This is a genomic window from Persicobacter psychrovividus (genome assembly GCF_036492425.1).
GTDB classification, from domain to species: domain Bacteria; phylum Bacteroidota; class Bacteroidia; order Cytophagales; family Cyclobacteriaceae; genus Persicobacter; species Persicobacter psychrovividus.
This window is the reverse complement of record NZ_AP025292.1, coordinates 1,693,711-1,716,837: the sequence shown is the minus strand read 5'-3', so window position 1 is coordinate 1,716,837 and position 23,127 is coordinate 1,693,711. Positions and strand designations below refer to the sequence as shown.

Sequence of the window (23,127 nt, the reverse complement as noted above, 5' to 3'; positions counted from 1 at the left end):
TGCTGTTTTGGGTGTTGCTTATTTTTTCACCCATTTTTATTTTTAAACATTTATTCATCAACCATCCCCCAGACTATGAATTCAACTTTACAATTATCTTACCTATTTAAATTGTCCACACACCATGGTCGATACTCGGCCTTCAAAGGGTATTTTCATGTATTTTCAGCCACTTCTAATCTTTTATTTGGGTAAATAGGAGAGAAACAGCAGTAAATCTCAGCGGTTTTTGTAAGGTCGGGTATTTGTCGGTAATTCATTGTCAGTAAGTGTTTTATCCTATCTTTTGAGCCTCTTAAAAACCTTTTGAAAAATAAAATGAGGTCTTCTGCTGTCATTTGGCTAAAAAAAAGTATACGGAAAAAATTTTTTGTCATTATCGCATATGATTTTTTGAAAATGACAGCACATCGCAAGGTGTGTACCCAAACTATTTATACTATATGGACACATTTTTTTACAAGCTCGGAGGTCGATTACTGATCCTATTTATGCTCTTGCATTTAGGAGTAGAAGTAATGGCGCAATCCCAAATTAAGGGAACAGTGACCTCCAAATCAGATGGAGAGCCTTTGCCTGGTGCATTGGTGAAAGTGAAGGGAACGACTAACGGAGTAGTGACGAGTTTCGACGGCTCCTTTTCTTTAAGTATTAATGACCCGCGATCAACAGTATTGACAGTTTCTTTTATGGGCTTTTTGCCTCAAGAAATTAAGGTGGGAAATCAGTCCGTAATTAATGTGAATCTTGCCGAAGACGTGCAGGCGTTGGAGGAGGTGATCGTTATTGGTTACGGTACAACTTCAAAAAAATTGGCGACAGGTAACTACAATACCATTGAGGCCAAAGATCTTGGAAACAAAATCAATTCAAGTTTTCAGGAAGGATTGCAGGGAATGGCTGCCGGGGTGAATGTTACCGGTTCGAGTGGTGCTGTTGGTGGTGCGGTGAACATCCGTGTACGTGGTACCGGTTCCTTGAGTAGTAACTCCAATCCGTTATATGTAATTGATGGTTTGCCATTTAGCTCCTATCCAACAGATGGGACAGGTAACTTCGGAACCTCTTATAACCCGATGACCAACATCAACCCAGATGATATCGAGTCGATGACGGTACTGAAAGATGCAGAGGCAACCGCCATCTACGGTTCGCGTGGTGCGAATGGGGTGATCCTGATTACCACCAAATCCGGTAAAAAAGGAAAAGCAAAATGGACGGTGAATTATTCAGAGGGAATTACGCGCCCAACAAACAAGCTGGCGCACCTGAGAACAAATAACTGGCTGAATAACCTTGAAGAAGGCTGGAACAATGCCGAAACGCCTATGGACAAGCGTGTTTTGCCTTATACAGACGAAAAAACATGGTATACCGATGAGGTAGCTCGTACGATTGATTCTGATAAGTACGATATGATTTATCGTCAGGGTAGTACAAGAAATGCTTCTATGAGTGTGAGTGGTGGTAATGATGGTTTCGTTTACCGTTTGAATGGTTCTTATGATCAGCACGAGGGTATTTTGAATCAGAATGACAATGACCGCCTTTCTTTCTCGGTAAATACGGGTATCAAATTGACCGACCGAATGAAGGTGAATATTAATACCAAAATTTCGAACGTTAAGAACTCTCAGTATCCAACAAACATTTATTTCTTGAATGTTTCCGGAAGTTCAGGAGCTTTGTTCCAAAACTGGACGCAGCCTACGGGTTTGAATATGGTCAGTAACGCACTACCGCAATTGCCAACACATAACCCTGATGGTACCTTCTACCGCCCAACAAGTTTGTTTAACGTAGCGACGACTTTGGATGATGATTATTTCTACCATCGTTCCAACAGTTTTACCGCAATCAACTCTGGTCAGTTTATCTTCGATGTGAATGAGCACTGGAGAATTGAGAGTAATTTAAGTGTGAACTACACGGGTTATCAGCGTGAGGTTTGGTTCAGTCCACTGATTACCACCAAATCGTTGAAAAGCCGTGGTGAAGATGACCGCGGATATGCGGATTCATGGAAGCAGGCACGTTTTAATACCAACGCCAACTTGTTTGCAGAATACAATAACGAGATTGGAAAACATGCTTTCTCTATTACTGGAGGTACTGAGACTTATGTAGAGGATCAGCAATTCTTGAGTATTAAAGGGGTAGGTTTCCCGCGCACAAACTCCGTGAAAAATGTGGGTAGCGCTTCGGAAATCGTAGAATGGCGATCTGGTGGTCAGGGCGCAGTATTCTATTCCGGTTTTGCACGTGCAAAATATGGTTTTGATTCTCGCTACCTGGTCGGGATGAGTGTGCGTGCCGATGGTTCTTCCCGCTTTGGGGTTAAAAACCGTTGGGGAGTGTTCCCTTCAGCATCTGCAGGTTGGAACATTTCTGAAGAAGCATTCCTGAAAAATAACACCACCCTGAATCACCTGAAAGTGAGATCGTCTTTTGGTATTTCCGGTAATGCGGAGATTGATCAGAATGCCTCTTTCTATAGCTGGACATTAGTGAACAACTCTTACCTTGGAATGCCGGGCTTAAACCCGAACCGTTTGAAAGGCTCTACCGAGAGTATCGGGTGGGAGCGTGCTTACGCCCTTGATTTAGGAATTGACTTCGAGATGTTTGAAGGACGATTGAAAGGGGATTTGGCTTATTATAATCGATTAAACACCGACCTTTTGGCGAGCTTAACCTTGCCTGGTACCGCTGGTGGCGGAAAATATATTGCCAATAGTGGAGAGATCAGAAACTGGGGTTATGAATTCTCTTTCCAGTATGATGTGATTCAAAGTGGTGCAGTTCGTTGGAACACGGGTATCAATGGTGCTTTCCTTCGTAACCGAGTAGAGTCTCTGGCGGTAGATCCTCAAATTCTTGAGCAGGAAGGGCAGTTGGCTTTCCCAATGATCGGTGGAAGTGTGGCTTCTTATCAAATGGTAAAATGGCTGGGTGTTGATCCTCAGACAGGAAACGAAATGTTTGAAGATCCTGCAACAGGCCTGCCTTTTGAATTTGCTGATCCTTCTCGTCCAACAAAGGCAGAAATGGAAGGGCTGATTCAGACCATCGATGGTAAATCTGGTTTGCCAACCTTCACAGGTTCATGGAATAACAATGTTTCCTACAAAGGTTTTAACCTTTCATTTAACTTTTACCTCAACTACGGCAACTGGCTGTATGATGACGAGCTAACCCGTACTTCTTATATGGCTGCGGGCAACAGATTGACGAATGTGCCACAGTTTGTATATGATGAAAGATGGCAAAATCCTGGTGACGTTACTAATGTGCCAAAGCAGATGTACGACCATCCTTTAGCCTTAGGGCAGGTAGATCGATTGAACCGTTCTACGCGCTTCCTTTATGATGGATCTTTCATCCGTCTGCAAAACGTAACGATCAGTTACAATATTCCAAAAGAAGTCGTGAAGCGAATTGGTATGGAAGGCATCCGTGTTTTTGCAACAGGATCCAACTTGTTAACCTTCACAAATTATCCAGGATGGGATCCTGAAGCCATGAACTCCAAGGCCAACTTCAGCCCTATGGCTGGAAACATCGCCCCTGGTGTTATTAAAAACAACCCTCCTCAGGCAATGACTTTGAAGCTGGGTGTCAATCTTAAATTTTAATCTGAAGGAATATGAAATTTTTTAATCAGAAACGTAAAGGATTTGGCCTTCTTTGTGCAGCGCTCATGTTGGGCGGATGTGTACAGTTCGACGATAAATTGTCGACGGAAGAATTCCCGGGTTCGGAAGTCGAAAAAAGTACCTATAACCTTGAAATGGTACTGGCAGAAGGGTATAGATTTTGGGCGCAAGCCGTAGTGAAAAACCACGTGCCTGACGCATTGGTGATCTCCGATTACAGTGAAGCAAGTTTGGATGAAAATTCCAATACTTTGGGCGCTTTCCAGAACCGATATGATTATGTCCGTACGGAGTTCAGGAATGACAATCTTTGGAATGATAGCTATAGTGCCATCAACCAAATGAACCAGATTATCAAAATATCTGAGGATAATAAGCCTGTAGATATGGTTTTTGCAAGCCAGCGTGGCCGCCTTGAAGGGGAGTCACGTTTCATCAGAGCCTATACCAACTTTATGCTCGTTCGCTATTATGGTAAGCAATACGATCCAAATACAGCAAGCACAGATCCTGGTATTGTCCTTAGAACGGCACCAGCAGAAGGTTTTGCAACAGGTGGCCGTGCTTCCGTTCAGGAGGTTTACGACTTAGTATTGGAGGATTTGGAAATTGCAATGGATTCTCTTCCTCAGGCTTATAATAGTGCGCTACATAGTGACTTTATTGGTTACCGTTATCGTGCCAATAAATATGATGCAGGAGCGTTGAAAGCGCGAGTTTTGTTCCAGATGAATAAAATTAAAGAGGCCCGTTTAGCGGTAGAAAAGCTGATCGGTAATTCCTATGGGTCGATTGTCGATATGCCGGAAATTGCACCAGCTGCAATGCAAGTGCCGGATGTCAATACGGTAACAGATTTGTTTACAAGTGCATCATTAGCGGCGGGTAGTGGCCTTCGAAATACAACGGCAAACTATGTGATCTCTGAACCATTGAACTTGATGTCTACAGCCAAGGAATTGGTCAAAGGGGCGGCTTCAAATATTTTCATGAACAAGGAGTTTATGCTTAATTACATGAACGAACAAGGGGATTTTAAAAATTCCGATACCCTTCGTTTGAGAACGTTTGTGAAGGAAACCCCAATGGATCCACGTCCAGGGCAAGAAGCAGATACCGTTTACATCTTTAATAAATTCATGTTGGAAGGCTCTAATAATGTCAATTGGCCTTCTATTCGCCTGGCAGAATTACTCTTGATCCGTATGGAGTGTTTGGCTCTTGAAGGGGGTGCATCAGCAGCCGTAAGAGACCTGAACCTTTTGCGTCAACTTCGTGGAGCGAAACAAATTGAAAGTACGCCTCCTGCAGCAGAGCTGTTGGAAATCATTGCCCTGGAAAGAGCCTTGGAGCTTGTGGGTGAAGGAGAGCGTTTCTTCAACTGGAAAAGAATGGGTGCATATAATGCAATTATCGAAAATAAATATTCTTCGGTGGCCTATCATACCTTCTCTCGTCGCTCAGCACAGGATATTAGCTGGGATGGCCCTGAAACGCTTTACCGTATTCCATTAGCAGAAATTCAGCGTAACCCTGATCTCTCAGATGCAGATCAGAACCCTTAATATATACAAACATTCAGGCAGGTGTGATCGCACATCTGCCCGAATATACACAACCTTATAATTTTTTAGACATGCAAAAAGTACACTTACCAATGCGCCCATTTAGCTGGGCAAAACATTTAGTTGCTCTATTTTTTCTTGTTGCAGTTAGCTTCTCAGCGATGGCACAAGGAACGGTTACTTATGTTTCTCCAGGATTTATGCCTGGGAGTGATTTTATTATTCGTGGCTCGGGATTATCCGCTTTCCAATGGGCTACTGTTGAGGGGGTAACCTTTCCTCTAAAAGAAAAGACAGACTCGGAAGTGATCCTTACCGTTCCTGAGGATGCACCTGTTACTGCTGCGCAGATGTTTTTTGGCTGGGATGGCGATAAAAGATCGAACACGCAAGAAAAAGTTCACCCTGTAGGTCAGGTTTCTGGCACGGAAAGATTATTATTCTATGAGCCATTTGTAAGCCCAGTAGATGGTCGCCCTGCAAATAATGAGGCGATTGGAAACACTTCTAATTTTGGAAACAAAGGCGTAGTGAATTATATGGGAACGGGTGCTGCAAAAGTAGCCTGGATGCCAGAAGAAAGAGAAAATGCTGCCGGAGAGCCAATCTGGGTAGGTTTTTACGAGTCATTTTCAAGCCTTTTTACTGTAGGTTTAGGAACTGCAGAAAGTGAGTTCACGATCACAGGAATTAACACCGAAGGATATGAGAATATTCGATTGGCTTACTCTTTGTCTTCTTGGAATGGCCAGTTACATGATGGATTTGAAATCTTCTATGCCGTTGATGGTGGAGACTGGAATTCTATTGGTAATGCACCTGTTGATGCGGTTTACTCTAAAGTGAAAATGTACAAGAACCCTAATCAATTGCCTGCAACGGCTAATTTGTCGATTAAGTTCAAGTACAACTACAACGATCCAAAAAACCCGATTTTAGTTGATGATATTCAAATTACAGGTTATGAAGAAGGATCTGCGAACATTACTAACTTGGATCCAGAAACACAAAAAGTAGGAAAGTGGGTGACGGTAAATGGAGCTCGTCTTACTGATGTTACAAAATTGTCTTTCGGTGGTATCGATATTGTAAATACTGAGGAAGAAACAAATTTTGAAGTGGCGGATAATGGAACCTTCGTTAAATTTAAAGTACCTGCAGGTGCTGATATGGTCAATGATGGTGACGATAAAGGTAAAGCACAAGTAACTATACACCGTTCGGCGGGTGGAGACGTTTCTTCTCCAGGTTTACTTCATGCAACTGCTCCTGAGACCTCTATTACGATGGTCAGCCCAACTCAAGGGCCGGAAAATGGATACATCTACGTTATTGGCGAAGACCTTTATGATGTGAAAAGTATTCAGTTTAACGGTTTGGATGCCACAGCTTTCCGCATGGTGGAAGAAAATAAATACGAAGTGGCGGTTCCTGAAGGGGCATCTACAGGTAAAATTGAAGTTACTACAGCAAATAGTGTAGGTTCGATTAGTTCTGAGGAAGATTTCACGATCAATTATGATTTCCCTGCTTTGTCGATCGTTGTTTCTGCGGAGGAAGGAAATGAAATTGAAGAAACAGAGATTGATGTGCATATGGAAACCGAAAATGCGGCTTTGGCAGATACACAAATCACCTTCGATGTTTCAGGTCAGGATATCAACGATGCAGATTTTGATCTTGATAAAGATGGTTTGGAGATCAAAAAAGGGGAAACGTCTTCTGATACAGCCATTTTGAAAATTTTGAATGATGGTGATGATTTCGAAGAGGAAGAAACTTTGATCCTTACGCTTGATGCTCGTACTGGTGAAGGTGCGGTTGTAGGTAAAGACAGAACGGCTGAAATCAAAATCGTTTTGGATGTAACCACAAGCACTGGCAAAGAAATCAATGCGAATGATTTTTATGTAGCAAAAACGGGTAACCAATTGGAAGTAACTTTCAAGAAGCCAACCGTTCGTCAGGCTCAGGTAGGTTTGTACGGTCAGTCTGGACGATTGATTCGTGTAGAAGTTGGTTCTAAAGATACTTTTGTATTGCCGGCACCAACTGTTTCAGGAATGTACATTCTTCGTGTAGTTCAGGATGGTCAGTTGATGACTAAAAAGATATTTGTGGACTAAGCATTTCCACCTGACAATACTGCAAGCTGTTTAAAATAGGTCGTTCCCTTTCGGGGACGGCCTTTTTTTGGTGGGAAAATGCTGACTTTATGAACATTATTGCTGCTACGAGGCCACAAAGGCCAAAACCTGTGCTTTCTCCTGAAGGGCGGTAGCCTGAAGTTGCAGCAAGAATACATGTTGCTCATACCACTTTATAAGCTCCTTGATTTTCTTCTTGCCATTCTTTAGGCTGGGGTAGGCGCAATCCGCTACGGCATAAAAACGGGGAGCGGAAGGAAGAGATTGAAGGTCGTTTTTCAGGGTTTCTATCTGGGCCTCAAGCAATGCACAATATTGCGTAAATTTATCCTGCTGACTTTCATTCAATGTATCTGCAGCGCCAATATATCGCTGCTCCAGTTCAAGCAGGCTGTCGATGTCCTTGTTGGCGTAGGCAGCGGTGGCTTGTTTCATCATTTGTTCCCGTTGTTCCGCAGGAACTATGGAGCGGGTTTTGTCGGGGTGCAAAACTTTCGCCAGCGATAAATACAAAGGACGCAGTGCAGGCTGATCCGCTGGTCGGCTTTCATGCTTGGCCTTACTTTTAGCATCTGTCAGGGAAGTTTGCTGGGCTTCAAATTGTTGTTTCTGAAGGCGAACCCACTGCCAAACTTTTTGCTGAAAGTCAGCAAAAGATTCATCGTCAAGATGAACAGATAAGGCGCCGATATTCAGGGCTTGCTGATATTGTTCGAAAAAGTAGGCGGCCGTTTTGTCAAGAAAGTCCTTTTTTGTTTTGCGAAGTGCTTCCTCAAAAGTAATGTCGTTGTTGAGGTTGAAAATCATCCGCACCTCCTCGGTGGTCTCTACATAAGGAAGGACCTGTTCCAGCAGTTGATTGATCTTTTCGATGATGGCCTGCAACTGGTGTTTATTGAAGGAGTGTTGAAAGGTGGCCTGATGCAATTGCTTAACAATCTGCAATTGTACCATGGCAATTTGTTGCCGTAGCGTGGGTACTTTTTTCAGGTAAAGTCCCATCAGAATATTTAACTTTTCTTCAAGAGCGATTTTGTCAAGTTTGAGTTGCTTGACCTGCTGATATAAATCGTGATAGCGTTGCTGATTCGCAGCATGCCCTTCAGCAGTGGAGGGCTGGGGGGCATTTTTTCTTTTGGTAACTTCGCTCATGCTTTGTAGATTTTTGCGAAGGTAACAAAAATGGCCGCAGGCAAAAAACCTGCGGCCATCGTTTTATAGCTGATGATCAGTTTTAAAATTACAGATCATGGATATTCGACCATTAGGAGGCCATCTTTCTCAGTTGTGTTCGGTATTGTCGGGGAGTCATGCCGGTAATTTTCTTGAAATTCACATAGAAAACCGATTCTGAGCCAAAGCCACTGTCCACGGCAATAGCATAGTTGGTGAACGCCTTTTCATGATCGTTGGCAATGATCGTCTTGGCGGTTTCCACGCGGTGTTCATTGATAAATTCACTGAAGGTTTTCCCCAGCTCCTCGTTGAGCACTTTGGAAAGCAAATACGTATGAATTTGCATTTTCTCCGCTAATTTTCGCTCATTGAGTTCGGTGTCGAGATGTACGCTCTGTTCATTAATAAGCTCATTGAGCTGTGGCAAATACTGATCAAGGTTTTCACCGAATCCTTCTTTCTTCTCTTCCTTAATAATGATGCCCTTACCTGAAAATGATTTGGGGAATTTCAGGGCATAGAACATCGTCAGGAAGATGATCGAACTATTAAAGATAATGTAGTTGAGCTGAACCAGCTGCCAGATAATGTTTTCGGGCTGAATATTGGTAAAAGGTGCAATTAGGGTATGGTAGCACAATTGCAATACCGCAATATAAAGGATCACAGCCTCAAAGCCGATCAGCATTTTTGGCCATAGCAAGTCATCTTTTTGTTTTGGATTGACCTTGTCCTTAACCTGATGGTACATTTGGTGAATGCGGTACAGAACAAAGGCTTTCCAGCCCACGATAGCGGTTAAAAGTGTAACATGAAGGTGGCTGCCAATAAAAATTCTAAAGCTGAAATCTTGCGCAAGCAATACATAAGAGGTATTGATGATCAGCGAAACAAAAGGCGGTAAGAAATACCATAAATGTTTTTTGGTAGGGGCTTTGCCATACAGGCAAGTGGAGTACCATAGAATGAAGCTCGGGAGCATCAAATCCAGTACATCGCAGATAAATAGTAATTGGGGTTGTTCAAATTTTAGATTTGTAAATCGAAAGTAATATTGAAGCAGGATGTTCAGCGCCATGGTTAAGAATACGCCTGCTAAAATTAAATTCAACTTGGTTTTTTTAAAATAGGTGATGGCAAGGCCAGTTAGGGTACATTGTAAAAATGACCAAAAAAATAGAGCTATTGTCATAGTTATTAATTGGGGGGATGGTTGAATAAAAAAAATATGGTTGCCTCGAAAGGCATTAGAATATACATAAATATCGTTTTCTTTCAATTCCAAAATCTCTTTTTTGGGCAATCAATAGAAAATATTCCGCTACATTCTTCAAAAAATATTAAAAAATAGCTCTTAAGTTAAATGTGTTTGCGTCTTTTTTCTTTTCGTTTAATTTAGCTTTGTGGCCATTTTAAGGCGATTTGAATGAGTTTTAATGTCTAATGCTCTTTGATGGGAAACGGAAGATGTATTTGAAGTATCCAATTTATGAATTCAGGCGTGCCGAAATTTCAGATTCGTAGCCTCCATTGTGCGGGAGTGATTATTGGCGATTTAGGATAGGGGAGGTGAAAGCTCCTGAATCTTTTTCGGACAATAGAATTGGGCTGCAACCTCAGGCGGTGAATGCATCTTGGTGTTTTTTTGTCCACGGATTACATTTCCCCCGACTAAGGTTATAGCCTCTAAAGTAGGCGCTGTCGATTATTTTTTTGCCTCGTGGTAGGGACGTTTCATGTTACGCCCCTATAAAAACCGCCTACTTCTATATTGGTCTGCCTATTTTGCAGGGAAACCTTTTCCGTTTTGATGCTAAATCAGGCGGAGTGATTTTTCTTTGACGGCAAAATTTCCCCAGTCGGCAATTGCAGAGATGAGGGGAATCAGGCTTTTTCCAAAGTCAGTAAAAGCATACTCCACCTTCATTGGTGGCTTTTCAGTATATACTTTTCTTGAAATGACGCCGTCCTCTTCAAGGGCCTTCAATTGCAGGCTCAGTGTTCTTTCAGAAACGGCATCCATTGTTTTGCGCAAAACATTGTAGCGCAGTGGACCATCCATCAGGTGGTATAAAATGACCGTTTTCCACTTTCCGCCAATAATTCCCATGGTTAAACTTGTGCAACAAGGGTATTTTTTACCATTGAAATGATAGGAAGGTTTTTCTGAAGTATTGTCGATTGTTGCCATAACTTAAAGTGATTTTCAGTAACGCTTAGCAAAACTTAGCTGCTGCTTATTATTGTTCAGTACAAAGCTATATAATTTTATGTAACTATCAAAAGTATAGTTGTTGGGGCAGAAAAATACCCATCAAAAAATTGATGGGTATTCGTTATTATTATTCTTGGTCTTCATCGGTAATGTCCCAACAAATACCCTGCAATTTAATGGGTTTACCTTCTGGGCCTTCGAGAATCCTGGATTTAAAATAAACCCTTCTTTCCGCCTTATCGTTGGCACGGATAATTTTATGCGTTCCCTCATAAATGTCCTCAGTATCATCCACATCCTCTATTTTCTTATTGGTTGTGTTTACATACTCACGATCATCAGGGTGAAGTAGGGTGAGGTAGTCGGCATAACTTCCGCTGAACTCATTAGGGCCATAACCGAAGATTTCCTCTGTAACCTGATCCCAGATGATGGTATCTTTTAAATCCCATTCAAAGAAACCTACCCGATTTTCGGTGCTGACTACAGAAAGGAATTCTGATTTTAATTTCAGCTTTTCATGGTTCATCCACTTATCAGAAATATCTGAGCGCATGAGAGAAATCCATTTCACTTTACCCTGCGCATTAAACTCAGGCGTAACATAAGTTTTCAGAATTTGAACTTCTAAATCTTTACTCGAGAAATTCTCAAGGGTCTCAAATACTACTTCCTGCTTCTGCTCAATCGCATTTTCAATTTGCTTTTTGCAGGTCTCCCAATATTTGTCCGAGAATAATTTCTCTGGATTGCCTAAAGGGATTTTTTGTTCATCATTACTGTAAATAATGTTGAGCTCGCTGCTCAGAATAATACATTCAGCATTAACAGTTTTAAAGGCTTTTTCCAATAAAGATTCTGCCCCTTGCTGGGTGCTTAAACTGGAAACTTCCCGCCAAACGCTATTGCTGTGTGAAATTTCGCCATTTTCATCCAAAACAGGCTCTACACTTAATAGTACAGGGACTGGGTAGCCTTCTTTGGTTAGAACGGTGAGCTCCTCATTGTGTACTTTTTCATTTCTCATGAACCTTTCAAAGCACTTTTTGGCGATGGCTCTGGAGGTCTCGGCATAAATATCGAAGACTTGCATGCCCACCACTTCATCTTTATTTTTGTAGCCTAAGCGAGTGAAGAGCTTTTGATTGACATTGGTAATCAGACCATTGGTGCCCACGCTCAATAACATGTCAGGGCTCGATTCATAAAGCGCTTTGTACTGTTGTTTTTGTTCAGCTAACGACTGGCGGAGGGTATTTTCTTCCGTCAGGTCTTTAATGCTGAGCGAGTAGGCGCTGATTTGGTTGTCTTTGTTAAATAAAATGGTGGGTTTAATCAGCACCTCAATATTCTCTGTTTCCGCATTGCTGTGTCTGGTGCGATAACTTTGATTAGCCCCATTGTTCGCCAAATTCTTAAACATTTCCCGCATGACTTTTTCCGATTCTTCGGAATAGATCGTCGAGATCGGCTTACCGATAATTTCAGCAGGCAAGAATTTGTAAATATCTTTGGCGGTTTCATTCCAACCCAAAATAGTGCCATCAAGATCCACCGTGATTAAAGCATCACGGGTAACATCGAGCAGTTTCTCCAGATTTTCATATTTGGAGTCCATTTCTTTGCTTTCGGTCACATTGATATAGGTGATCACGACCCCATCTTTTTTGCCGTCAGAATCCACAAATGGCAGGATTCGCTGCAAGTACCATTGTCCGTCGTTAGTTTTTACCTCCGCCTGTCGAACTTTATGGGTCTCACTAACCACCTTCACTTCATCTGTAATGGAAATGACTTCATTATCTACAAAATTGGAGGTAAAGTGAGTGATTGGTCGCCCGATATCATTTTCCTGCAAGTTGAATTGCTCACGGATCGAAGGCGTAATTTTCTTGATTCTATTGTCTGTATCGAGAAAGATAATACCGATTTCAGTACTTTTCAGGATATTGTCAATCTCTGCTTTCAGCGCACCAACCTCTTCCAGTTTAAGCTCATGCTCACTGTTTACGGTGTGCAATTCTTCATTCACCGACTGCAACTCTTCGTTGGTTCCCTGAAGCTCCTCATTGGCAGCCAGCAACTCTTCGTTGGTAGATTGTAATTCTTCATTACTGGTTTCTACCTGCTCAATAGTATTTTGAAGATCTTCTTTGGTGCGGGCGAGTTCTTCCTCAAGTTCAGAAAGTTTCTGCGTACGGTGCTGGTCACCCATTACATAATGGGTCTCGTCATCGGAGGTAGATAATTCCTGTACTGTGGTTTGCGGAATGAAGGTGACCAGTACCAGTTTTCGGCTCGTAATATTGGGCACTTCAAAAGGGCTCGCATAAACATCCACCGTCAGGACCTGGTCTTTGTGCGTGTACCTAATTTTCAGGTAAGCAACCTCCTGATTGTCCCTAAGGGCTTTCCTGCTGGCAGAACTTACGGCCATAGAAAGCTGGTTGGGCAACATTTTCAGTACATTGGTGCTGAAGCCCTCTTCGGGGAATTCTATAAAGTGGCGGAATTTCCCGATGGCATGAATGATATTGTAATTCTCATCGAGGTAAACGCCCGCAATGTCTAATTTTCTGGAAATGATGGAATTGAAAGACTCCGTCATTTTTTTCTCCACCGTCAGGTTTTTATCTCCTGCAGCAGTGCGCTGATTGATGGATCTGTTGATATTATGATAGGGAAGCTTATCGCTGGTCAATTGTCTGCTGGCTTCTTTATTAACATATATTCTGAATTTGCGATCGACCTCAGCAAACACATCCTTCAGTTCGCCTACCGTTTCGGAAGAACCGAGCAAGAGGTAACCATTGAGTTTGAGGGCAAAATGCATCAGTCCAATGGCTTTGTTCTGCGCCGCAGTTTGCAAATAGATCAGCATGTTTCGGCAAACCACCAAGTCCATTTTATTGAATGGCGGATCTTTCAGAATATTGTGTTCCGAAAAGATGACCATTTTACGAATGTTCTCGGCAATATTAAAGGTGTCGCCTTGGCCACGGAAATATTTCTTGATATAGGACTTGGGAATGTCGGCCACTGTGGAGAGTGGATAAACCCCCTTTCGGGCCACATCCAGGTGGAGTTTCTGAAGGTCAGTGGCGAAAATCTTCACATCGATTTGCAATCCGAGCGTGTCGAGTTCTTCACGAATGATCATCGCCAAAGTATAGGCTTCTTCTCCTGTACTACAACCCACGGACCAAATTTTGATCGATTCTCCAGAGGATTTTGCGCCCTTGATCAGGTTCGGTACAATTTCATCCTTAAAATAAGACCAAACAGCCTCATCACGGAAAAAGCGGGTAACGCCAATCAAAAATTCATTGACCAGTAAATCCACCTCATTAGAGTGCTGGTAAACGTAGGCCAGATATTCTTTGGGCGTAGATTTCCCCACCATGCCCATGCGTCGGGAAATCCGGCGAATAAGCGTGGGTCTTTTATAGGAACTGAAATCCAGCGAGGACACATTACAAATGTGCGTCAGGATTTTGTCCAGGGAATTTTCATCGTTTAGCAATTGCTTCTCAGCACCGTCTTCACTTTTGGGCAACTGAATCAGGTTCAGCATTTCACTCGCCAAATCCTGAATAGGGAGGATGGTATCCGCCAGCCCCGTACTGATCGCACTTTTGGGCATGCCATCAAATTTGGCCTCCTCAGGATTCTGAACCATCACCATACCACCGGCCTCTTTGATCGTTCGCACGCCCTGAGTACCATCACTGCCCGAGCCAGAAAGAATCACGCCCACGGCGCGGTCTTTTTTGTCTGCGGCCAAGGAACGGAAAAATATATCTATTGGGAGGTGTGCAGCATCGAAGCCCAAAGGTTTATCGGACAACCACAGCCTGTTATCGCTGATGGTCATATTTTTCTTTGGGGGAATCAGATAAATCGTGCGGGGAAGCACTTCCTCATCATCTCCTGCTTCTTTCACAGGGATGTCGGTGTTTTTAGCCAATAGCTCCGCCATCAGACTCTTATAATCTGGCGACAGGTGCTGAATGACCACAAAACTGTGCGGACACTCCCTTGGCAGGTGATCAAAAAACTCCTTAAGAACTTCCAGACCTCCAGCACTTGCGCCTATACCAATCACCTGGAAATCCTGAGGATTGATTTCGTGTGGGGCGTAGGATTTTTCTGTTTGGGTTTTGTTCATGATCTATACTTTAATATTTTATTTTTATGATTAAAGCCAATGTAATGAATTCATGTGAACATAGATAGTGTTTGGCTGATTATTGTTTTTATGTAATAAAATGGTGGCTTTTAATTCACCTTGTTTGCTTTCTTTTAAAGACTTGATTACTTTGAAAGTACAACATCGAACTATATGAACAGTCTTACAAAACCGATATACACCATTGGCTTGGGTGCAAGCGCTGAAGGCGAGCAAGCCGTAGAAAAGTTCATTCTCGCATTGCCAGCTTCGTTTTCTGATGTATTGATTGTCGTACAGAATTTACCGACGCATCAGCAAACCGACCTGGCAGACAAACTGACGGAGATCAGTAAATTTCCTGTAGCGATTGCCGAGGATGGTACAAAACTTAAAATCGGTCATGTGTATGTATGTCCTGTCGGTAAATTTGCCAAAATTGAAGGGGCTTCTCTGCGTTTGTTTTCTGCTGATCTTGGGCAATATAAGCACCCTATCGATGAGTTTTTCACCTCATTGGCAGAGGAGAAAAAGCGGTCAGCCGTAGGGATACTCATGGCCAGCCATAGTGAAGATGGCGCAAAAGGATTGCAGGCGGTAAAGCACCACGGCGGCCTCACGATTGGTGCGGCTATAGCTGAAAATGTAGCGGTGGAAACGGATTTGGAGATGGTGCAAAATGATGCCAATAGTGATGATGGTGCGCTTGATGTTGAGCAGATCATGACCTTTCTGGAAGTTCATCGAGGGCAGGGGATTGTTGATCGTTCGATCAGTTATTCTGAGAATTTGGAACTGCTTCATCTTCTTAAAATAATTATAGATGAAATCAGTATAGAGGGGGGAGTAACTATTGAGGAGTTATTGGGATGCCTAAAGGAGCGTAAGAAAAGCCTCTCTTACCGAGTGAACTCCAACTACAGAAAGTATGTAATGAGCCACCCCGATGAGGTGGGCTTTATTGGCCGCCTGATCAAGGAACGCGCCTGTGCCAAGCTGAATAAGATTAACAGTTATAATTTCTCAACACTGATCGATCATTGGTTCAGGAATTTTGAAGGGCACCAGATGAAAGTCTGGATTTTGGGCATTACAGATTCATGGGTGATTTTTCAGTTTGCCATTGCCATGTACAGGGCGAATCAACGTCGACGAATCCCGCTTAATTACAAGATCTTCATTTCAGATCATGATACAGATAAGTTATTTAAAGTTAATCTGAATAAGCTTTATAGTCAGGATGTTTTAGGGCTGAATATTTCAGATTTCAAGGACTATTTTGCCTTTGGAAGACATCGGTTAATCCTAAAGAAAGAGGTGGCCTCCACGCTATTTTTCAACACCAATCAGTTGGGAATTGATGCGCCTTTGAGCAATCTGGATGCCGTGGTATGTAACTTTAAGTTATCCAAAATGCCTGCGGTTCAATATCAGTTTGCCGTAAAATCGCTGGAATTTGCCCTAAAAAAGGGGGCTTATTTTTATATGAGCGTAGAAGATAAAAGCTTTTTAGCTCAGCCTTTGGGTGGCTTTAAAACTTTGCGTAAAATCTTTAAGCGGCTTGAACTCTATAGGGTGGAAGGGGTGAACCATAACCCGACAGGAGAGCCTGTTGATAAAGACAAATTACTGGACAGATATATAGAAACGCTGAATATTGATGCACATGAAAAGTTAAATCATTGGTTTCAGGAAGAGTTTCCAAAAGTTATAAATGTAGGTATAAGTTATTTTTCATCTTCTTTTGAATTAATTAAGTTTAATAACTCTTTTCAGGAATATTTCCCGAATTTTAAATTTTTTCCTGGGAAGAAAATCAATCACTTTTTCCCTCCGAACTTACTTGAAATCCTCTTTTTGCAGTTGGAGGCATTGAGCGAAGAGGAGGACCAGAAATTTATTACTCACGCCATGATTAACCATCAGGCGACGGACATCTACCTGAAAGCATTTTTTAATGATGGTAAACTATTGAGTTTTATCATTTGTATTATGCCAACCACATTAAGTAAAAACAGTGTGGCAGCAATGGACCTCAATAAGCATGGAGATTACATGCATCAAGTATTGAGGGATGAGTTGTTTGAAACCCAGTTGAGTGCTGACATTATCCGAAAGGAGGCACAAAAGGCTTCCACGGAATTACATGAGGTCAACGAAAAATTATTACTGTCCAATGAGGAGTTTCAGACCGCCAATGAAGAATTACAAAGCCTGAATGCGGAACTGATGACCGTGAATTCTGAATTCCATGATCAGAATCTGGAGCTTCGGCAGCTGAATTCCGATATGATGAGCCTGATGCGGAACAGTAATATCGGGACGGTTTTTCTGGATGGGGAACTGGAGATCAAGCGTTACTCACCACTGATGGAGCAGTTTTTCGGGATTCAGAAATCGGATTTGGGCAGGTGTTACGAGGATTTGGCCGCTTTGCATAAAGCTTTGGGATTGCGATCCTTCTTGTATGGCATTATTTCGTCGAGGGAGGTTTATGAAGACGAAATTCAGTTAGAAAACAAAAAATGGTACCTACGTAAGGTTTGCCCAAGTATTAACGAATATAGTGTAGCGGAAGGAGTTGTTGTTACTTTTATTGATATAGATGAACTTAAAAAGGAGCAAAATAAGGTGCAGGCAAAGGAGAAAAAGCTGTCCTCTTTGATCTCTGCGACCTCTACCTGTTTCACGACGGTAGATTTGCACGGACGCATTTCTTTTTGCAATAAAAATATCTGGAATAATAATCAGCGGCATTTAATGGGCCTGAACTTTTTAGAAGTGGTAGAGGATTTACAGATTGTAGATTTGCCTTTTCTTTTCAAAAAAGTCAATTTGACAGGCCAAAACTTCACCTTTGATCATCATTTTGATCATCGTCTATATGGGGTGAAGCATTATACCAATGTGATTTCTCCTGTCATTGTAGGAGGTCATATCCAGGAATATTATATTATCAGTACTGATATTACGGAAATTATAGAAGCCAAAACACAGCTGGAAAGTTCGAATGCAGATCTGGAAAGATTTGCTTATATCGCCTCGCATGATTTGCAAGAACCTTTGCGTACCATTATTAATTTTGCAAAATTAATAGAAAAAAATGAAGATATAGCTGATAATGCCGAACTTAAGCAATACCTTTCCTTTATTGATCAGGCTTCTGCCCGAATGAGCGATCAGGTGCAGGGATTGTTGGAACATTCCCGAATTGGGCGTAAACGCGCTTATGAAGAAGTGGATTTGGTGGAAATGATTCAGGAGGCTGAATCGGACCTTTCTTTGACGATTGCTGAAACTCAGGCAAGGATTATTTACCCCGAATCCTCAGTTATTATTTGGGGGAGCGGGATTGAGGTAAAGTTACTTTTTCAGAACTTATTGAATAACGCCATCAAGTTCAGAAAAACAGATGTTTACCCTCGAATACAAATTGAAGTGAAGAATTATGCCTCCTATGTTGAAGTGTTTGTAAAGGATAACGGCATTGGAATAGCAGAAAAATATCACGAAAAAATCTTTATGATTTTTCAGCGCTTACACAATCGAGCAGACTATGAGGGGACAGGCATTGGTTTGGCTTATTGTAAGAAAATTGTTGAATCGCATGGAGGAAAAATAAGCGTAGTGTCAGATGGTGAAACGGGAAGTACCTTTATTTTCACCTTACCTAAATATATAAATAATGCATGATCTAATTAGAAGTGTGTTTCTGGTGGATGATAACCCAGCAGATAATTTTTATCATTCCATCGTGATAAAGAAAACAGGCTTTGATGGGGATATTGTCACACTTTTAAACGGAGAGGATTTAATTAACGAGTTGAAAGATATTTTGCTGACCAAGCGAGAACTCCCTGATTTAATTTTCATGGATATAAATATGCCACGGATGTCGGCTTGGGATGTATTGGACGAATTGCGCTTGATGCAAGAAGAATACCCGATTGATGTTTGCATTTTTTTACTCACCACCAGCAGAAGTTATTCCGATGTTCGGAAATCAAAGGACTATCCGATGGTCAAGAAATTGATCAACAAACCAATAGGAGAGCAGGATTTTGTGAGTGCAATTAATGCTAAATTGCACTTGTAGTTTTCTTGGTCGGCATCACGATCGGAACGCTCGCGACAGGATTATTGAAACTCATATTTCCTTCAGTTTACCAATGGTTATCGATTTCCCGATCAGCTGTTATAAAAATCAATAGTGGTTCTCTATCGCGAGACTCCGTCTCGTGTTAGTTTTGGGTTTAATTGTTGTTATTAAGGGTGGGACGCTCGCGACAGATTTTATTGAAACTCATATTCCCTTCAATTAACAAAAGGTTATGGTTTGCCCGATCAGCTGTTATACAAATCAATAGTGGTCCTCTATCGCGAGACTCCGTCTCGTGTTAATTGTGGGTATTGTTGTTATTAAGGGTGGGACGCTCGCGACAGATTTTATTGAAACTCATATTTCCTTCAATTTATAAAAGGTTATGGATTGTCCGATCAGCTGTTATACAAATCAAGTGGTCCTCTATCGCGAGACTCCGTCTCGTGATTAGTTGCGGGTTTAATTGTTGTTATTAAGGGTGGGACGCTCGCGACATATTTTTTGAAACTCATACTTTCTTCAATTTACCAATGGTTATGGATTGCCCGATCAGCTGTTATACAAATCAATAGTGGTCCTCTATCGCGAGACTCTGTCTCGTGATTAGTTGCGGGTTTAATTGTTGTTATTAAGGGTGGGACGCTCGCGACAGATTTTTTGAAACTCATATTCCCTTCAATTAACAAAAGGTTATGGTTTACCCGATCAGCTGTTATACAAATCAATAGTGGTTCTCTATCGCGAGACTCCGTTTCGTGATTAGTTGCGGGTTTAATTGTTGTTATCACGAATGGGACACTTGCGATAGGCTGACCTCAATGATCATTTAAAATACTCAAATAAACCTTTAAAAGTCCATTGTTATTTATCGATTTTTGTACATGATGATATTTCATTAGTAGTTATAAAGCCCCCAAGCATCAGTTAGTTTTTTCGTTTTGTTTATTCTCGAATAGCCTAAGCCTAAAGGAGGGACTTGTTCAGCATTCAGTTTAAAATAATATCCACCAGAATTTTTAAGGAATCCTCCAAACTCAACATAACAATACCCATTCTCATATTGACAAGGATTAAGTTTATTAAAGTTTTCACAAAGCGAAATATAGTCTTTTGTAGTCAGGTTGTTTTTTAAAGAATAATCTTCAACAATCCATGAGCCACTAACTTTATTCTCTAATGGCATGATCGAATGATAGGTACGAAATACATTGATTGTTTTGGCATGGTATATAGAAAGATACCCTATTGAAAGATAATCACCTATGGAGAAATACATGGCCCCAATCAAAGAGATATGCACGGCAGTCATTTTTAGGTTATGGAATGTTCTATACTTCTTGAAAATTAACCTGTAAATTAATACGAATACAAATATTATCTCAATGAAAATGAGTAGGACAAATAAAAATATCCAGTTCATGATAGAAGCTCGGAGGATAAAGAATAGGCCAATTAACATCACATTTGATAGGATCGTGTATTTAGAGTTCATTTTTTAAGATTTTATCCGAATCATAGGTAGACGAAAGGTCGATTTTCCATAAACCCAACACATTACCAAATTTTGTTAGGCAAAAATATATGTTATATTAATTTAGTCATATTTGAAGGTCCCCAAAAGGTTATTTTGATATTTTAGGTATTACTTATACGGAGAGTGGTGATTTTGCAAAAGTCAAACCTCGCAGTAGGGACGTTGGATGCAACGTCCCTACCGAGAGTTCAAAAATATTTGATAGCCTAAAAGTGTTCTGAATTAGAAAATTTCAATTTAAAAAGACAAGCAATTGATTCCATGTCTATAATTGATGTTTTTGCTTCAGTGTCTTTAACCATTTCTGCTCGGTATCTGTCAAAAGGTTGATGTTTGCTTTATATTTTGAGTTCGCCGTATACCATTCTTGCTTTTCGTAGTATTGTTGAATTAGGGGTGTTTTAAAGACATAACCTCTTCGAGCGAAAGGGAGATTTCTTAGGATTTTGTATGAGTCCTCATTTTTTGTTTCAAATTTGTGGATGAAATTTTTCACATTGAACGGAATATCCATCGTTGTATGATCGAATGATTTTGACATAAGGAATTCCATGTCAGTGGTAGCGTAAATAACAAGCTCCCCTTTGGGTGAGAAATTTTTCTGTTTGAATACAACAGGATTATGTCCCGTGATTACTCTTATTGGTTTAGATATTTCAGAGAAGGATGATTGTTTTTTTGAATTAAGTATTTTAGTGGCCCCCGTCCAATTTTGGAAACCAGTAAAAAATGTTTGCTCAATTAGATAGTCATAGTAATCACTTAAATCAAGAATTAGGGTAAAGTCGTCGATCTGTTTATTTGCCCACCGCGTTGCAGGAGTTAAAAGGTAATGAAGTTCAAATATGGTATTGAAGTGAGCTGAAATGTCTATTCTATAGCTGTGTTTAATGGTATTTATTCCCTTCTTGAATTTTGTGTTAAAATGGTAAACATAGAAGAAATTAGGCTCATTTTTATTGAAGTTATCTCCTTTAGCTTCTTGTTCAGTTAAGCCTTGAATTTGGCCATTTTTGAAATATTCTTCAGTATGGACGATAGAAGATTGGAAGGGAAGAGGTTGTCCATTAAAGATAACCTTGAAGTCGGTCATATAGGGGTGTTGTCCATTCTTAGGTGTTCCATCAACATCTCCAGCAGGGGATGGTGCTTCGAACCCAACCAAGAGTTCTTTTTGATCTTTCGGGTTGTTAAAGGTGTAGTTGACTGTTACTAAAAATTGATTGTTAGTTGTACGTTCTATTTTAAGTATCTCTTTTGTTATACTGATGTCGGTTTCTTGGATAGGAATAAGCTGATTTCCTGATGCGTAAAACACACCGTCATTGGCTTTTGCAAAAAGGGCGGTAATGGTTAGAACAATCAAAAAAATGTATTTCATTTCCTTTTAGGTTTACATGGAATCACAAAATAAATGGATTGCCAATGTTTTTGTCTTTATCTTCTTAAAAATGAATTAATTAATATAATCATATCAACCCAACCAAAAAAAATTATTCAATTATTTCAATAATTTTTATTCCCATAAATGAAGGGTATTCCCCAAAAATAGAAAAAATCCCCTGCCTCATTCGAGGCAGGGGATTTAATATCTATGAGAAAGTCCTTTTTTGATTCTTAAGGAAGGCTTGTGACATTGTCAGAACCTCTATTAATAAGTGCTTTTTTCTTTTTTCGATTTCTGTTAAAAAATAATGTGAAAGGTATTTTCGCATCTTTTGCATAATTAATTAATCCAATTTGAGTTCCGTTTAAGCTATTAGCGTAATTGAAAAGACCTATTTGAAGTCCTTTATGAGTGGAATCGGTAAGGTTAACCATTGATACACTTACTCCATTCAATGTATCAGCGCTACATTCAAACCCACCAATAAATAGACCATTTCCTTTTTGTACATGGTTAAAAATTCCAATTTGAACTCCTTTCATTTTATTACTCATTGCTATTCCCCCTAAAAAAAGCCCCTTACCATCTCTTGCATTGGTGAAAAATCCAATTTGAGCTCCTTTCATCTTTTCACTCTTTACCATCATAAAACCAAAATTGATTCCAGAACTCATGTTATTGACGCGAGACAATAGCCCTAAATTTAATCCATTCATGTTGGACATTATTGTGAGTGCTGATAAGGTTATCCCGTTATTGGTTCCCCCAAAATATGTTGGTGATAAACTAATTCCATTTACGGTATTATAATTAGTCTCAGGGAACGATGGGTGGGGAAGAAAATATCCCCATAAACCATTGCCTATTAATTCTATATTAAGGCCATTTACCATTAAATGGTCATGATCACTCCAGCTTGAACTATTAAATGGTCCTAAGGCTACTCCATTAATTTTTGAAACATTATTAGGTTGAACCCAAAAAATATTTTTGACCTTTGGAGTTTGAGCTTTTTGGCCTTTTACTGAAAATGAGATACATAAGGAAATAGTTAAGACTAATATCTGTTTCATTTTTATGAATCTAAACTTAATCAATGGATTTATATTAATTTATATAATATAGCTATGCTAAACCTTGATCAAAAGATTGTTCGAATATTTCGATAATTATTCTT

The 23,127-nt window shown here is 40.6% G+C and carries 12 protein-coding genes; 5 read left to right on the top strand and 7 right to left on the bottom strand.

Annotated features, from left to right (window positions below):
* Window positions 1-443: 443 nt before the first annotated feature.
* The 3 genes from AABK40_RS07450 (at window position 444) to AABK40_RS07440 (ending at window position 7,347) form a co-directional block, all read left to right on the top strand.
* Window positions 444-3,635, top strand: a complete 3,192-nt coding sequence (locus AABK40_RS07450) for a SusC/RagA family TonB-linked outer membrane protein (RefSeq protein WP_338396628.1) — start codon at window positions 444-446, stop codon at window positions 3,633-3,635.
* A gap of 11 nt (window positions 3,636-3,646) precedes the next feature.
* The gene (locus tag AABK40_RS07445) at window positions 3,647-5,221 is read left to right on the top strand and encodes a RagB/SusD family nutrient uptake outer membrane protein (RefSeq protein ID WP_332919289.1); all 1,575 of its coding nucleotides are present in this window, start codon (window positions 3,647-3,649) and stop codon (window positions 5,219-5,221) included.
* Window positions 5,222-5,292: 71 nt separating this feature from the next.
* A complete protein-coding gene (locus AABK40_RS07440) occupies window positions 5,293-7,347 on the top strand; it encodes a T9SS type A sorting domain-containing protein (RefSeq protein WP_338396627.1) in 2,055 nt (684 codons plus the stop codon).
* A 105-nt stretch (window positions 7,348-7,452) separates the two neighbouring features.
* Here the strand turns inward: AABK40_RS07440 and AABK40_RS07435 are convergent, their stop codons facing one another.
* From AABK40_RS07435 to AABK40_RS07420, 4 genes are all read right to left on the bottom strand, one after another.
* Window positions 7,453-8,520: a J domain-containing protein gene (locus AABK40_RS07435; protein ID WP_338396626.1), complete on the bottom strand. Its 1,068-nt coding sequence runs from the start codon at window positions 8,518-8,520 to the stop codon at window positions 7,453-7,455.
* A 112-nt stretch (window positions 8,521-8,632) separates the two neighbouring features.
* Window positions 8,633-9,655 carry a helix-turn-helix domain-containing protein gene (locus tag AABK40_RS07430; protein ID WP_332919292.1) on the bottom strand — a complete coding sequence of 341 codons (1,023 nt, stop codon included), beginning with the start codon at window positions 9,653-9,655 and terminating at the stop codon, window positions 8,633-8,635.
* A 702-nt stretch (window positions 9,656-10,357) separates the two neighbouring features.
* On the bottom strand, window positions 10,358-10,735 hold the full coding sequence (locus tag AABK40_RS07425) for a winged helix-turn-helix transcriptional regulator (RefSeq protein WP_338396625.1): 378 nt from the start codon (window positions 10,733-10,735) through the stop codon (window positions 10,358-10,360).
* Between the two features lie 151 nt (window positions 10,736-10,886).
* Window positions 10,887-14,927, bottom strand: a complete 4,041-nt coding sequence (locus AABK40_RS07420; protein WP_338396624.1) for a chemotaxis protein CheB — start codon at window positions 14,925-14,927, stop codon at window positions 10,887-10,889.
* Between the two features lie 174 nt (window positions 14,928-15,101).
* Between AABK40_RS07420 and AABK40_RS07415 the strand changes: the two genes are divergently transcribed.
* Window positions 15,102-18,620 carry a chemotaxis protein CheB gene (locus tag AABK40_RS07415; protein WP_338396623.1) on the top strand — a complete coding sequence of 1,173 codons (3,519 nt, stop codon included), beginning with the start codon at window positions 15,102-15,104 and terminating at the stop codon, window positions 18,618-18,620.
* Complete coding sequence (locus AABK40_RS07410; protein WP_338396622.1) at window positions 18,613-19,023, top strand: response regulator; 411 nt, start codon at window positions 18,613-18,615, stop codon at window positions 19,021-19,023. Before AABK40_RS07415 ends, AABK40_RS07410 begins: the two co-directional genes overlap by 8 nt.
* A gap of 901 nt (window positions 19,024-19,924) precedes the next feature.
* Here the strand turns inward: AABK40_RS07410 and AABK40_RS07405 are convergent.
* The 3 genes from AABK40_RS07405 to AABK40_RS07395 all read right to left on the bottom strand — a co-directional run bounded on the left by AABK40_RS07405 (window position 19,925) and on the right by AABK40_RS07395 (window position 23,023).
* Window positions 19,925-20,212, bottom strand: coding sequence for a hypothetical protein (locus tag AABK40_RS07405; protein ID WP_338396621.1), 288 nt, complete (start codon window positions 20,210-20,212; stop codon window positions 19,925-19,927).
* Between the two features lie 616 nt (window positions 20,213-20,828).
* The gene (locus AABK40_RS07400) at window positions 20,829-21,944 is read right to left on the bottom strand and encodes a YARHG domain-containing protein (RefSeq protein ID WP_338396620.1); all 1,116 of its coding nucleotides are present in this window, start codon (window positions 21,942-21,944) and stop codon (window positions 20,829-20,831) included.
* A gap of 236 nt (window positions 21,945-22,180) precedes the next feature.
* Window positions 22,181-23,023, bottom strand: coding sequence for an LA_2272 family surface repeat-containing protein (locus AABK40_RS07395; protein ID WP_338396619.1), 843 nt, complete (start codon window positions 23,021-23,023; stop codon window positions 22,181-22,183).
* Window positions 23,024-23,127 lie beyond the last annotated feature (104 nt).